Below are 13702 nucleotides of genomic sequence, written 5' to 3'. Positions count from 1 at the left end.
GGGCCAACAATGAATCAAAATCCGTTCAACGGCGCCTGATCGCTGGGCCGATCGCGAGCATCCCCGCCGCGGAGACGAGGCCGATCCCGCCCGTCGTGAACCAGAGCGCCGGCTGTCCGCCGACCTCCAGCAGGGCGCTGCCCATCAGCGGCGTCAGCATCCCGGCCGCCGACCAGGCGAACCCGAACAGTCCCGCGTACCGGCCGCGCAGGTGGGCCGGGGCGAGCCTGGCCAGGATGGTCCCGGCGATGCCCGCGGTGACGATCTCGCCGGCGGTCCACACGGCGATGGTGACCGCCAGCATGGCCGTGCTGGTGACGAAGGCCGTCAGCGTGAACCCCACCCCCATCACCGCCAGCCCCGCCGCCAGCGTCCTGGGCGCGTCCCTGCGGCCCAGCCAGCCGGACACGAGCGGCTGCACGATCACGATGAGCACCCCGTTCAGCGCCATCGCCGCGCCGAACTGGGCGGTCGTCAGCCCGGCCAGCTTCGTCATCGCCACCGGCAGCATCGTGTACGTCTGCGCGTACATCAGCGCGTTCCCGAGCGTCACCAGCGTGAACGCGACCATCAGCCGGTCGCGCAGCACCATCCCGAACCCGCCGGGCCCGGACTCGCCCGTGGGCCGGGTCTCCGGCACCGCCCGCCACACCAGCGCCGCGAAGACCAGGCAGCTCGCCGCGTTCAGCCAGAACAGCAGGAGGAAGCCCTGCTGCGCCAGCCACCCGCCCGCCGTCATGCCGACCGAGTAGCCCAGGTTGATCGCCCAGAACAGCAGCCCGAACGCCCGCGGCCGGTGCTCCGGCGAGACCAGGTCGGCGACCAGCGCGTTCGAGGCCGGCCGGTAGGCGTCCACGACCAGGCCGAGCGCCAGCATCGAGGCCAGGATCGCGGGCAGCGTCGTGCTGTAGCCGAGCGCCATCAGCGCCGCCGCGGTGGCCACCATGCCGCCGGCCAGCGTGGCCCGGCGCCCGATCCGGTCGGCCAGTGTCCCGGCCAGCAGCTGCGACAGCAGCGACCCCGCCCCGAAGACGGCCATGACCAGACCGGCGGCGGCCACGGACAAGCCGCGCGCCTGGGTGAGGAACACGCCGGTGAACGGCAGCACCATGGCGCCCAGGCGGTTCACCAGGGTGCCGCCCCACAGGGCCCAGAAGGGGCGGGGCAGCCCGCCGAACGCGGCGCGCAGGAAGGGCGGTTTTTCGGGAGCGGTGGTCGTCACCCCGCCAGGTTCCGGCCCTCGGATCGCCGGGTCGAACGATTTAGGGCACACTAAAAGCATGCCGGTGACGTGGGAGCTGAAGCCTGAGGACGTGGCCCGGATCCGGTTCGCCTTCTCCCCGCTGTGGGAGCTGGTCGCGAGCCTGCGCACCCTCCAGGACCCGGCCAGGCAGGCCCTGCATCTGCCGTGGCTCACCTGCGTGCGGCCCCGCCTGGCCGGGCTCGACCTGGCCGAGCTGCTCGCGCTCGTGCCCCCGAGCGGCTATCTCGCCGACTTCCTCACGCCGCCGCCCGACACGCCCATGCCCGACTTCGCCGCCGAGCTGGAGCGCGTCCGGCGCACCTCGCCGGAGCGGGCGCTGCACGAGGCGCGGGAGGTGCGCTCCGCCGATCCGGCCGCGCTCGGCCGGTTCGTCGCCGACCCGGCGGGCGGGATCCAGCGGGTCGCCGACGCCCTTGAGGCGTACTGGCGGACGTGTCTCGCCGAGTTCTGGCCGCGCGTCCACGCGCTGCTCGAACGCGACGTGCTGCGCCGCTCGCGGCAGCTCGCCAGGGGCGGCGCCCGCGAGCTGTTCGACGGGCTCGACCCGGCCGTCACCTGGGCCGGTGGCCGGCTCCTCGTCGACCGGCCCTGGTGCAACGACGACCCGGCGCTGCACGGCGACGGCCTGGTGCTGGTGCCGAGCGCGTTCTACTGGCCGTCGGTCGCCGTCATGTCCGCCCCGTACCAGTCGATGCTCGTCTATCCGGTGCTCGGCGTCGGCACGCTGTGGGAGCAGGGCCCGCCGCCCGCGCCCGGCGCGCTCGCCGCGCTCATCGGCCGCAGCCGCGCCCGCATCCTGCTCGCGCTGGCCGAGCCGGCCACCACCACGGCGCTGGCCGGCCGCATGGCGCTGACGCCCGGCGCGGTCAGCCAGCACCTGACCGTGCTCAGCGGCAGCGGCCTGACCGTCGGCATGCGGGTCGGCAAGCAGGTCGTCTACCGCCGCACCGCCACCGGCGACGCGCTCGCCGCCGCCCCTCACGCGTAGCGGGACGACTCCAGCAGCCAGTCGAGGTGGGCCCGCGGCGCCGCGAGGTAGGCGCACGCCACCTTGCTCACGTCCCTGGCGGTGCCCGGCGCGAGATCGTCCAGCGGCAGCCGACGCGCGGCCCCGCTCATGTCGCGGCACCGCTCGGCGATCCGGTCGAGCACCCAGCCGACCGCCTCCCGCTCGCCCAGGCCCAGCTCGCGCATCGCGATCACGACGAGGTTGTGGCCGTCGCCGCGCTCCTTGGGCCGCGAGGCCACGTCGTTGCACCAGGCGGTGATGTCGCTGCAGGAGTTCACCAGCTCCTGCCACGGCTCCGACCGGTGCACCCAGGCCGGCACCTCCACCCGCAGGCACGGCTCCACCAGGTCGTACAGGTAGGGGCCGACCGTGCCCCTGCGCAGCATCGGGTAGTCGGCCAGCGTCGGCGCCTGGCCCGCCGCCCTGTTGTCGGCCTCGGTGCGGCAGGCGTAGTGCTGGCGCTGCAGGTTGACCGCGAACCGGCGGCGCCACTGGTCGCTCATCCGCGCGCTCGTCACCCGCCACAGGTCGGCGAAGGCCGCCTCCAGCGGATGGCCGCCGGCGCCCTCCAGCATCCCCTGGAACACCTCCAGCGGGCACGGCCCCTCGTCCAGCTCGTCGTCCAGGTGGAACAGCCACGTCAGCCACTGCGCGAACAGCGCCGCCGCGGCCGCGTCGAACTCGGCGAACGCCCGCCCCGCCATCCGGTGGAAGCCGACCCCCGGGTCGGCGCGCAGGCCCGTACGGCGCGCCCAGTCGATGACGGCCGCCTCGATCGCGTACACGGCGGGATGCATCCGGCACGGCGCCGCCATCCCGGGCACCCGCTCGACCAGCGGCAGCAGCGCGGCCGCGGCCCTGCTGCCCCGGCGGGGCAGCGGCAGCAGGGGCTTCCAGTGCAGGACGGATCGGAGCGCGGACCGTACGGAAGCCATCACGGTCGTGCTCACCGCGGTGTTCACAGGGGCCCGAAGAGCCAGTTGCCGGGCGCCTCGGGGTCCTCGCCCGTGTAGAAGTCGCGGGCGGCGCGCACCAGCTCGTCCACCGTCAGCACGCCCCGGCCCGTGGTGTCGAGCCGGTCGAACGCCGCGTCGGCGTCGTCGTGGCCGGTGCCGAAGGCGGCCAGCAGCGTGCGGAACTCCTCCGGCCCCGCGTAGCCGTCGCCGCCGCGGTCGCACAGCCCGGCCACCGCCGCGGCCGCCGGGCCGAAGACCGGGTCGTACCTGTCGCCCTTGACGAACGCGGCGGTCATGGCGAGCGCGAAGTCCTCGCGGGACATGTCGACGTCCTCGTCGCGGCCGAGCGCGGCCGACAGCTCCGCCCAGACGCGGTCGAAGCCGTCGACGAGGGCGCTGCCGGTCACGGACGTGGGGGACTCCCCGAAACCGACCAGGATGCGGGCCCCCAGGCCCAGCAGGTCCTCGCGGTCCACGACGCCCCTGCCGGCCGCGTCGATGTGGTCGAAGGCCCGATCGAGCTTGTGATTGAGCAGGTCGATAGCCACCAATGCCTCCCCCGAGACTGACTGCGTGATCACATTAAGACCGGGCACGCCCTTTGTCAGTGAGGCTCGCACCGGCACCCCTCGTAACCTGTGCGAAACACGGACACGGCATGCTGATAAGTGACCTGTACCATCTGCACGAGGGGATGCCGTGGACCGCCAGCAGGAGTTCGTGCTCCGCACGCTCGAGGAACGCGACATCCGGTTCATCCGGCTCTGGTTCACCGACGTGCTGGGTTTCCTCAAGTCCGTCGCGATAGCGCCGGCCGAGCTGGAAGGCGCGTTCGCCGAAGGCATCGGCTTCGACGGCTCCGCCATCGAGGGGTTCGCCCGGGTCTACGAGTCCGACATGCTCGCCAAGCCCGACCCGTCGACGTTCCAGATCCTGCCGTGGCGCAGCGAGACGCCCGGTGCCGGGCGCATCTTCTGCGACATCCTCATGCCCGACGGCTCCCCGTCCCACGCCGACCCGCGCTGGGTGCTCAAGCGCACGCTCGCCAAGTGCGCCGACATGGGGTTCACCTTCTACACCCACCCGGAGATCGAGTTCTTCCTGCTGAAGAACCGGCCGGGCGAAAGCCTGCGGCCCGAGCCGATCGACTCCGGCAGCTACTTCGACCACACCCCCCACAGCTCCGGCCACGACTTCCGCCGTCAGGCGATCATGATGCTGGAGTCGATGGGCATCTCGGTGGAATACAGCCACCACGAGGGCGCCCCCGGCCAGCAGGAGATCGACCTGCGCTACGCCGACGCGCTCACCACCGCCGACAACATCATGACCTTCCGCCTGGTCATGAAGGAGGTCGCGCTGGAGCAGGGCGTCTGGGCCTCGTTCATGCCCAAGCCGTTCACCGAGCACCCCGGGTCCGGCATGCACACCCATATGTCGCTGTTCGAGGGCGACCGCAACGCCTTCCACGAGCCCGGCGCCGACTACCAGCTGTCCAAGGTGGGCCGCTCGTTCATCGCCGGCCTGCTCAGGCACGCCGCCGAGATCACCGCCATCACCAACCAGTGGGTCAACTCCTACAAGCGGCTGTGGGGCGGCGCCGAGGCCATCGCCGGGCAGGGCGGCGAGGCCCCCTCCTACATCTGCTGGGGCCACAACAACCGCTCGGCCCTGGTGCGGGTGCCCATGTACAAGCCGCACAAGGGCGGCTCGACCCGCATCGAGTTCCGGTCGCTCGACTCGGCCTGCAACCCGTACCTCGCCTTCGCGCTCGTCCTGGCCGCGGGGCTCAAGGGCATCGAGGAGAGCTACGAGCTGCCGCCGGCGGCCGAGGACAACGTGTGGACCCTCACCAGCGCCGAACGGCGCGCCCTGGGCATCCAGCCGCTGCCGCAGTCGCTCGACGAGGCCATAAGCGTCATGGAGCGCAGCGAGCTGGTGGCAGAGACGCTCGGCGAGCACGTGTTCGACTTCTTCCTGCGCAACAAGCGGGCGGAGTGGCGTGACTACCGGCGCACGGTCACCGAGTTCGAGCTCGGCCGTTACCTGCCCGTCCTCTGACGCCTATACGCCGATTTGGGTCCTAGTTTGGGCGCTTTGTCGCGTTCTCGGGTAGGCCGTGCACTGGAAGGGTCACTTCCTCGGCGCATCAGCCGTTCCCGACGGGCGGGGAGGAGCGCGGACATGACCGATGACGTGCCGGAGGCCGCCGGCGAGCATCCGGACCTGCTCTACTCCGAACCGGAGCGGAGGCCGTCCGGCTCCGCCGACCCGGATGTCCTGCTGGACGTCCCGACGGTCAAGGTCGACAAGATCAGCCTCGATGTGGAGGACCTGCGGGCGCGGGTCTCCCTCCAGGCCGACGTGCTCGACCTGCTGAACCTGCACGTCGGTGTGGACGTCGTGCTCGGCAAGGTGAACCTGGAGATCGACGGCGTGGACGCGCAGGCGATGCTCAAGGTGCGGCTCGACAACGTCGCGTTGATCGTCGGTGACGTCCTGCGGACGATCGACCGCAACCCCGAGATCGTCACCGGCGCCGTCGACAGCGTGGCGACCGCCGTCCGGGACGTGGGCGACGCGCTGCCGGAGGTCGAGCGGCCGATCGCGGACCTGGGCCGCGACGCCGAACTCCTCGGCGAACACGAGGAGCCGTACGCACCCGGCGACGCGACACTCGAAGAGCCGGAGCCCGAACCCGAACCCGAACCCGAACCCGAACCTGAGCCCGAGCCCGAGCCCGAACCTGAGCCCCAGCCGGAGCCCGAACCCGAGGACGAGTCCGAACCCGAACCCGAGCCCGAACCTGAATCAAAACCGTCGCCCGAGTCCGCGTCCGCCCGGCCCGAGTCCGGGGCCGGGGAGGAAGGGCCACATCTGGGGGACTCTCTGCGGGATCTCGGCAGGGCCGTGGGGCGGGTGGGCGCGCGCCAGCTTCTGGAACTGTCCAAACGGGTCCGCCGCTAGACCCTGGAGCCGTGATGAACGACGACCGTCCCAGCCGCCGGCTCATCGAGGACGCCGACATCGTGTTCACCGCCACGGTGCGCGCGGACCGCTTGCGGTTCGCGGAGGTGCCCGAGACGTCGGTGCGGTTCGCCGGCGAACCGGGGGAGGAGTCCGCCTCCGGCAGCCGCCGGGACCGGTTGCCCGACCGGGTCCACGAGGGCGAGGAGTACCGGAACGTCCGGATCGAGTACGTGATCGCGTCCAGGATCGCCCTCCCCGGCGCCGAGGACGGCCGGGAGGAGCCGGACCGGCGAACGTGAGCAACATCACTTCCACCCGGAAGTCACCTGCTCGCAACGTCGGCACCGTATCTTTTACTGATTCCGGAGGTTCCCTCCTGGAGATCTCGGGCAGCGGCAGGGCTCCGCGATGCGCGGGACATCACCTGGTGTGGGCCCGAGTATGGGCTGATCAGCAGGTCCAGTAGTATCGGCCCATCTCAAACGACGTTTCAGGACTTCGCCGATTTATGGCGATATTGGAGGGTGTTGCATGACGACGGCTGCCCTGCAGACCGTACTGACCGTTCCCGACCGCTTCCGGGGGCCCGCGCGATCCGCCAACGGCGGCTGGCTGGCCGGCACCCTCGCGGGCGTGCTGAACGGCGGGCGATCGGCGGTCGAGGTCACGCTGCGCGCCCCGACACCGCTCGGCACCGAGTTGAAGCTGGAGCATCTGGCCAACTCCGTCTCCCTCTACGACGGCGGGAAACCGCTGGTCGAGGCCATCCCGGTGGCCGAGGACGTGCAGGCGCCGCCGTTCGTGTCCTTCACCGAGGCCGCGCGGGCGGAGTCCGGGTTCGCCGGTCGGCGCGCGCACGCCTTCCCCGAGTGCTTCGCGTGCGGGTTCCGCGAGCCGGGTGACGGCCTGCGCATCTTCCCCGGCCCGGTCGAGGGCAGCGACAACCTGGTCGCGGCGGGGTGGCGGGTGCCGTTCACGGTGGCAGACGAGGACGGTGTGCCGCCCGCGGTCGTGGGCGCCGCGCTCGACTGCGTCACCGGCTGGGCCCACTTCAGGCCGGGCCAGTCGGCGCTGCTCGGACGGCTCGCGGTGCAGTTCCACCGCAAGGTGACCGCCGGCGGGGTCTACTCCGTGGTGGCCCGCGAGACCGGCCGCGAGGGCCGCAAGATGTTCGGCCAGAGCGCGATCTACGAGGTGGACGGCACGCTGGTGGCCGCCGCGAACGCCACGTGGATCGCTCCTCGCTGACCCACGGCGCCGGACGGCCCCCTGTGCGGGGCCGTCCGCCGTGTCAGGAGGTGAGCCGCTCGACGATGGTCGCCACGCACCGCTCGTCGAACAGGATCGTGTAGTGGTTGCAGTCCGGCACCACCTCGTCCCTCAGCTCCGGCAGCCGGACCAGCCAGGGAGCGGTCAGGTCGTCCGGGAACATGCCGACGTCCTGGTTCAGCAGCCCGCGCGGAGCGCGCAGCAGGTGCAGCGGCGCCTCGATGTTCTGGAGCGCGTCGCCGATCCTCGCCCCTTCGCGCAGCAGCCAGTGCCCGTCCTCGGCCACGGCCTCCGGCACCGCCCGCGAGCGCAGCGCGCCCTCCGGCCCGGTCAAGTCGTAGCGCACGTACTCCTCCACCTCGGCGCTCCAGAACCCGTCGAAGGCGGGATGCGCCCGGAAGAACTCCAGGTACGCCTCCGCCGAGGGGAACGTCTGGCGCAGCCGGGCCAGCGCCGGGCCGAGCGTGGCGACCATGGCCTCGTCCGCGTCCATGCCCGGCGGCAGCGGCAGCGGCAGGCCGCCGTCGATCAGCACCACCCGGGCGAACTCCCGCCGCGCCGCCGCCAGCGCCGCCACGTACCCGCCCATCGAGTGGCCGGTCAGCACCGCGTCCGGGCCGGCGCCCACGTGGTCCGCCACCCGCAGCACGTCCTCGGCGTGCCGGTCCAGCCCGTACGGACCGGGCAGGCCGGCGCTGTGGCCGCGGCCGCGCAGGTCCATGGCGACCATCGACCATCCGTCCGGGAGCCGCCGCCCGACCGCCTCCCAGGCCTTCGACGAGGCGGTGATCCCGTGCACCGCCACGATCACCCGCGGCCCGGCGCCGTACGTGGCGATCCGCAGGCCGTCGACATCCTCGATCCTCATGCTGGGAGTTTAGGGACAAAGCGGGCTTTACATTAGGTGCTATGCGCATCACGGTGATCGAGAACGAGGCCGACGCTCCGCTCGGCTACCTGGCCGGCTGGCTGGGGCTGCCCTGCGACGTCGTCCGGCCGTACCTCGGGGAGGAGATCCCCGAGCGGGCGGCGGACGGGCTGATCGTGCTCGGTGGCGAGGCCGCCGCGTGGGAGGACGAGCGCTGCCCCTGGCAGCCGGCCACCCGCGCGCTGCTGCGCCGGGCCGTCGAGGACGGCACGCCCACGCTGGCCGTCTGCCTCGGCGCCCAGCTGCTGACCATGGCCTGCGGCGGCACCGTGGAGCGGGGCGGCGACGGGCTGGAGGCCGGCGCGTGCGAGGTCGTCGCGCTGCCCGCCGCGGCCGCCGACCCGCTGCTGGCGGGCGTCGGGCGCGCGGTCGCCGTGCAGTATCACCGGGACGCCATGACGCGGCTGCCCGACGGCGCGGTGCCGCTGATGACCGGCGACCGCTACCCGAACCAGGCCTACCGGCTGGGCGAGGCCTGGGCGGTCCAGTTCCACCCCGAGGCCACGCCGGACATCTTCGCCTCGTGGACCGCGGGAACCGGCCTGGAACATCTCGACGACCAGGTGCGGGCCGCGGCGCCCGCACTGGAGTCCACCTGGCGCCCGATGGCGCGGGCCTTCGCGGCCCGCGTCCGCGCCCACGCCGACGCGGCCCCCCTCACGCCCGCCCAGGGCGCCTGATCCGGGTCCGCCCGCGGCCGGTGAGGACGTGGGCGAGACCGTGGACGGCGGCGGCCAGCACAGGGAAGGCGGCGAGTGACGCCGAGGGTCCGGCGTCCACCGGCACGCCCGCCGCCTTGAGCCGCCGCCACGCCCACACCGAGAACGGGATCACCACCAGCGGCGAGGTCACCACCCCCGGCGTGTAACCGCGGGTGAGCGCCGCCTGCGCCAGATGAACGACGCCGTGCGCGCCGAAACCCGCCAGCGCCGCCTGGAACAGCGGGCTGCGCCCGCCGGTGCGGGCGCCCTCGGCCGACGCCGCCGCCATCACCGCGCCCATCAGCCCGATCGCCACGGTGACGTGCGCCTGCGAGACCTCCAGCCGCTCCCACGGCACCGAGGGGAACAGCCGCTCCAGCCGCGGCCGGGCCGAGCGTGACCATCGGGCCATGGTCGCCAGCTCCTCCGCGTCGTGCACCACCCACGCCGCGAACAGCCCCCACGTCACCGTCGCCGGCACCCGCTCCACCACGAAACCTCCCCAAACGCAACGCACCGTTGCGTTTTATCCTAGGCCGCCGCCCGGCGGGCCTGTCAAACTGGAGGGGTGCCCAGGATCGAGTCCACCGCCGCCCGCCTCGCCAGACTCGGATTCGCCGACGCCGCCACCGCCGCCCGCCTGGTGGAGCAGGCAGGAGTGGAGCTGGGCGACCTGCTCGACGCCCTCGCCGGCGTCGCCGACCCCGACCTCGCGCTGGCCTCGCTGACCAGGCTCGCCGAGCGCGAGCCCGCCGTCCTCGACCGGCTGCGCGCCGACGGCGCGCTCAGGGAACGGGTGCTCGCCGTGCTCGGCGTCAGCGCCGCCCTGGGAGAGCACCTGGTACGCCACCCCGCCCAGCTCGACACGCTGGCCCTGCCCGGACTCGGAGAGGCGAGGGCGGAGCTGCTGCGCGCCGTCGGCGCCGACCCCGGCGACCCCGAGCCGCGCGCCACCGGCTCCGGCGCGCTCGCCCGCCTCCGGATCGCCTACCGCGGCCGGCTCGCCCACCTGGCCGCCCGCGACCTCACCGGCCAGGCCGGTTTCCAGGAGGTCACCGCCGAGCTCTCGGACCTCGCGGGCGCCGCCCTGGAAGCCGCGCTGGCGATCGCCCGTACCGAGGTCGACACCGACGACGCGCGGCTCGCCGTGATCGGCATGGGCAAGTGCGGCGCCAGAGAGCTCAACTACATCAGCGACGTGGACGTCGTCTTCGTCGCCGAGCCGCGCGAGGGCGCCGACGAGACCAAGGCGCTGCGCACCGCCACCCGGCTCGCCCAGGCCATGATGCGCGCCTGCTCGGCCGCCACCGCCGAGGGGTCGCTGTGGGAGGTGGACGCCGGGCTGCGCCCCGAGGGCCGCTCGGGCCCGCTGGTGCGCACCCTCGCCAGCCACCTCGCCTACTACCGGCGCTGGGCCAAGACGTGGGAGTTCCAGGCGCTGCTCAAGGCCCGGCCCGTGGCCGGCGACCTGGAGCTGGGGCAGGAGTACGTCGGCGCGGTCAACGAGCTCGTCTGGTCGGCCGCCACCCGCGACAACTTCGTCGAGGACGTCCAGGCCATGCGCCGCCGCGTGGAGGCGCACGTGCTGGCCGAGGGGGAGCGGCAGATCAAGCTGGGCCCCGGCGGGCTGCGCGACATCGAGTTCGCGGTGCAGCTGCTGCAGCTCGTGCACGGCCGGCTCGACCCGCTGCTGCGCCGCCGCGCCACGCTGCCCGCGCTGGCCGCCCTGTCGCGGGGCGGGTACGTCGGGCGCGACGACTCGCGCGGCCTGGCCGAGGCGTACACGTTCCTGCGCCAGGTGGAGCACCTGCTCCAGCTCCACCGGCTGCGCCGCACCCACGTGCTGCCCGGGGACCCCGCCGACCTGCGCAGGCTCGGCCGGGCGCTGGGCATGCAGGCCGACCCGGTCGGCGAGTTCACCACCCGGTGGAGGCGGCACGCCAGCCAGGCCCGCCGCCTGCACGAGAAGCTGTTCTACCGGCCGCTGCTGCAGGCCGTGGCCCGCCTGCCGGAGACCGAGGCGCGGCTGTCGACCTCCGCCGCCGAGGCCCGCCTCGGCGCGCTCGGCTACGTCGACCCGGAGGGCGCGCTGCGCCACATCGCCGCCCTGGCCGGCGGCGTGTCCCGGCGGGCGGCGATCCAGCGGACGCTGCTGCCGGTCATGCTCGGCTGGTTCGCCGACACGCCCGACCCCGACGCCGCGCTGCTCGGCTTCCGCCAGGTGAGCGACAAGCTGGGCGCCACGCCGTGGTACCTGCGGCTGCTGCGCGACGAGACCGCCGTCGCGCAGCGCCTGGCGCGCGTCCTCGGCACCAGCCGGTACGCCACCCAGCTGCTCACGCACGCCCCCGAGGCGGTCGCGCTGCTCGGCCGCGACGAGGATCTGGCCGTCCGCCCGCCCGAGGCGCTGCTCGGCGAGGCGTCCGCCGCCGTGTCCCGCTACACCGACGAGGCGGAGACCGCGGTGGCCGCCGTCCGGGCGCTGCGCCGCCGCGAGCTGTTCCGCACCGCCGTGGCCGACGTCGCCGGGCTGATCGACATCGAGCGGGTCGGCGTGGCGCTGTCCGCGCTGAACGACGTCACCCTCCAGTCCGCGCTCGACGCGGCCATCGGCAAGGTGTCGGCCGAGCGGCGCGGCGAGCTGCCCACCCGGTTCGCGATCATCGCCATGGGCCGGCTCGGCGGCATGGAGTCCTCCTACGCCAGCGACGCCGACGTGATGTTCGTCCACCGGCCGCTGGAGGGCGCCGCCGAGCGCGACGCCACCGACGCCGCCTTCGCCGTGGCCAACGAGGTGCGCCGGCTGCTCGCCCTGCCCGCGCCCGACCCGCCGCTGCTCATCGACCCCGACCTGCGCCCCGAGGGCAGGCAGGGGCCGCTGGTCCGCACCCTCGCCTCCTACCGCGCCTACTACGCCCGCTGGTCGTCGCCGTGGGAGTCGCAGGCGCTGCTGCGCGCCAGGTTCTCCGCCGGTGACGCCGAGCTCGGCGCCGCGTTCATCGCCATGGTCGACGAGCTGCGCTACCCGGCCGGCGGCATCACCGACGACGCCGTACGGCAGATCAGAAGGCTCAAGGCGCGGATGGAGGCGGAGCGGCTGCCGCGCGGCGCCGACCCCGCCCTGCACACCAAGCTGGGCCCCGGCGGCCTGTCCGACGTGGAGTGGGTGGCCCAGCTCCTGCAGCTCCGCCACGCCGGCGCGCTGCCCTCCCTGCGCACCACCCGCACGCTTGAGGCGCTGCGCGCCGCCGTGGCCGAAGGGCTGCTCGACGCGGCCGACGAGACGGTCCTGGCCGAGGCGTGGCGGTGCGCCTCCGGCGTCAGGGACGCGATCATGCTGGTGAAGGGGCGGCCCGGCGACAGCGTCCCGGCGAGCGCCCGCGAGCGCCGCCACCTCGCCCGCGCCCTCGGCTACCCGGCCGACGGGTCGGAGGACTTCCTCGACGACTACCGCCGCGTCACCCGCCGCGCCCGCCAGGTCGTCGAGCGCGTCTTCTACGGAGACTGAGTCTTTCCGTTGCGGCCGCGCGGCGCAGGGTGTATCAAGGCGCGGGGTGATCGGCTTGTTATCCGCTTACATCGATCTGGCGCTCGGCCTCGTGCTGGCCTTCCTCCTGCTGTCGCTGCTCGTCAGCGGGCTGAACGAGGCCATCGTGCGGCTGCTGGCGATCCGCAGCAAGTTCCTCTGGGCCTACCTGCGCGACACGCTCGACGACGACGCGCCGAAGGGCCGCTCGTGGCTGCCGTCGGGCCTGCGCGAGGTGTTCGCGGCGCTGCCGTTCGCCCGCGACCCGCGGCCCGAGCACGAAAGCCGGCCCGCCCCGGCGGTGCCCGCCGCCGTGCCGGCCGGCGCGCCCGCCGGCGCGGACGGGTTCACTGGTCTGCTGTACGAGCGCGTACGGGAGATCGACCACCCCACCCGGGGCCGCACCAGCATCGCCGACCTGCCGCCTGGGCGGTTCTCGATGGCCATGATGGAGCTGGCCGCGAGCGAGCCGGGCGGCGTCGAAGGGCTCCTGGAGAAGCTCAGGGCCACGGGCAGCCCGCTCTACGGTCATCTCCAGGGTGTGTGGGAGTCCGCCCAGCGCGACCTCGACCGGTTCCGCCAGGGCGTCGAACGCTGGTTCGACAGCGAGATGCAGCGGCTGTCGATGCTCTACAAGCGGTACGTCAAGTGGGTGCTGGCCCTGCTCGCGCTGGTGGTGACGCTGCTGTTCACGGTCGACGGGCTGGAGTACGGCAAGACGCTGCTGCGCGACAACGCCTATCGCGCCACCGTCACGGCCGTCACCGAAGCGGGTCCTGACGCGTACAGCGAGTTGAAGGCGCAGTGCGAGCAGTCGGACCCGGTGCCGTGCGTCACCGAGACGCTCAGCCAGCCCGCGCTGGTCAAGGTGCTCGACAACGCGATCGTCAGCATGGCGGTCCCCGCCGAGGGCGAGCCGTCCTTCCACTGGAACGGCGGCGCCTGGTGGGACCGCCTCACCACCCCCAGCCACTGGCCCGGCTTCCTGCTGACGTACGTGGCGCTGCTGTTCGGAGCCCCCTTCTGGTGGGACGTCCTGCGCCGCATCACCGGCATCCGCTCCCGTCGCTAGGGTGTCG

13 protein-coding genes are annotated in these 13702 nt (G+C 73.4%); 8 read left to right on the top strand and 5 right to left on the bottom strand.

What is annotated here, in order from left to right; genetic code table 11:
• Window positions 1–25: 25 nt before the first annotated feature.
• Complete coding sequence (locus FR742_RS23080; protein ID WP_261808694.1) at window positions 26–1222, bottom strand: MFS transporter; 1197 nt, start codon at window positions 1220–1222, stop codon at window positions 26–28.
• Window positions 1223–1280: 58 nt separating this feature from the next.
• On the opposite strand from FR742_RS23080, the gene FR742_RS23075 reads away from it, so the two are divergent.
• Window positions 1281–2252: a DUF5937 family protein gene (locus tag FR742_RS23075; RefSeq protein WP_148032864.1), complete on the top strand. Its 972-nt coding sequence runs from the start codon at window positions 1281–1283 to the stop codon at window positions 2250–2252.
• On the opposite strand, the gene FR742_RS23070 is transcribed toward FR742_RS23075, so the two are convergent.
• Window positions 2243–3223 carry a terpene synthase family protein gene (locus FR742_RS23070; protein ID WP_261808693.1) on the bottom strand — a complete coding sequence of 327 codons (981 nt, stop codon included), beginning with the start codon at window positions 3221–3223 and terminating at the stop codon, window positions 2243–2245. The two genes, FR742_RS23075 and FR742_RS23070, sit on opposite strands and share 10 nt — an antisense overlap.
• Before the next feature lie 8 nt (window positions 3224–3231).
• Window positions 3232–3777 carry an EF-hand domain-containing protein gene (locus FR742_RS23065; protein ID WP_148032863.1) on the bottom strand — a complete coding sequence of 182 codons (546 nt, stop codon included), beginning with the start codon at window positions 3775–3777 and terminating at the stop codon, window positions 3232–3234.
• 151 nt (window positions 3778–3928) lie between these two features.
• Here FR742_RS23065 and glnA point away from each other — a divergent pair, with 151 nt between their 5' ends.
• The 4 genes from glnA (at window position 3929) to FR742_RS23040 (ending at window position 7447) form a co-directional block, all read left to right on the top strand.
• A complete protein-coding gene (glnA, locus tag FR742_RS23060; RefSeq protein WP_148032862.1) occupies window positions 3929–5290 on the top strand; it encodes a type I glutamate--ammonia ligase in 1362 nt (453 codons plus the stop codon).
• 123 nt (window positions 5291–5413) lie between these two features.
• A complete protein-coding gene (locus FR742_RS45300; RefSeq protein WP_222709026.1) occupies window positions 5414–6196 on the top strand; it encodes a hypothetical protein in 783 nt (260 codons plus the stop codon).
• 14 nt (window positions 6197–6210) lie between these two features.
• Window positions 6211–6498 (top strand): hypothetical protein, encoded by a 288-nt coding sequence (locus tag FR742_RS23045; protein ID WP_148032861.1) that lies wholly within the window; start codon window positions 6211–6213, stop codon window positions 6496–6498.
• Window positions 6499–6730: 232 nt separating this feature from the next.
• A complete protein-coding gene (locus FR742_RS23040; protein ID WP_148032860.1) occupies window positions 6731–7447 on the top strand; it encodes a PaaI family thioesterase in 717 nt (238 codons plus the stop codon).
• 43 nt (window positions 7448–7490) lie between these two features.
• Here FR742_RS23040 and FR742_RS23035 read toward each other — a convergent pair whose 3' ends face one another.
• Window positions 7491–8336: an alpha/beta fold hydrolase gene (locus tag FR742_RS23035; RefSeq protein WP_148032859.1), complete on the bottom strand. Its 846-nt coding sequence runs from the start codon at window positions 8334–8336 to the stop codon at window positions 7491–7493.
• Between the two features lie 41 nt (window positions 8337–8377).
• On the opposite strand from FR742_RS23035, the gene FR742_RS23030 reads away from it, so the two are divergent.
• The gene (locus tag FR742_RS23030) at window positions 8378–9076 is read left to right on the top strand and encodes a type 1 glutamine amidotransferase (RefSeq protein ID WP_148032858.1); all 699 of its coding nucleotides are present in this window, start codon (window positions 8378–8380) and stop codon (window positions 9074–9076) included.
• On the opposite strand, the gene FR742_RS23025 is transcribed toward FR742_RS23030, so the two are convergent.
• Entirely contained in the window at window positions 9054–9590 is a 537-nt protein-coding gene (locus tag FR742_RS23025; protein WP_222709025.1) for an HXXEE domain-containing protein, read from the bottom strand. The genes FR742_RS23030 and FR742_RS23025 overlap by 23 nt on opposite strands.
• A gap of 75 nt (window positions 9591–9665) precedes the next feature.
• On the opposite strand from FR742_RS23025, the gene FR742_RS23020 reads away from it, so the two are divergent.
• Together FR742_RS23020 and FR742_RS23015 are read left to right on the top strand one after the other, a co-directional pair.
• On the top strand, window positions 9666–12605 hold the full coding sequence (locus FR742_RS23020) for a bifunctional [glutamine synthetase] adenylyltransferase/[glutamine synthetase]-adenylyl-L-tyrosine phosphorylase (RefSeq protein ID WP_148032857.1): 2940 nt from the start codon (window positions 9666–9668) through the stop codon (window positions 12603–12605).
• Between the two features lie 46 nt (window positions 12606–12651).
• Window positions 12652–13695: a hypothetical protein gene (locus FR742_RS23015; protein ID WP_261808692.1), complete on the top strand. Its 1044-nt coding sequence runs from the start codon at window positions 12652–12654 to the stop codon at window positions 13693–13695.
• Window positions 13696–13702: the final 7 nt, after the last annotated feature.

This window comes from Nonomuraea sp. C10, from assembly GCF_008017515.1.
Classification (GTDB): domain Bacteria; phylum Actinomycetota; class Actinomycetes; order Streptosporangiales; family Streptosporangiaceae; genus Nonomuraea; species Nonomuraea ferruginea.
The sequence above is the reverse complement of the archived record's forward strand: the minus strand, read 5'-3'. Positions and strand labels throughout refer to the sequence as shown.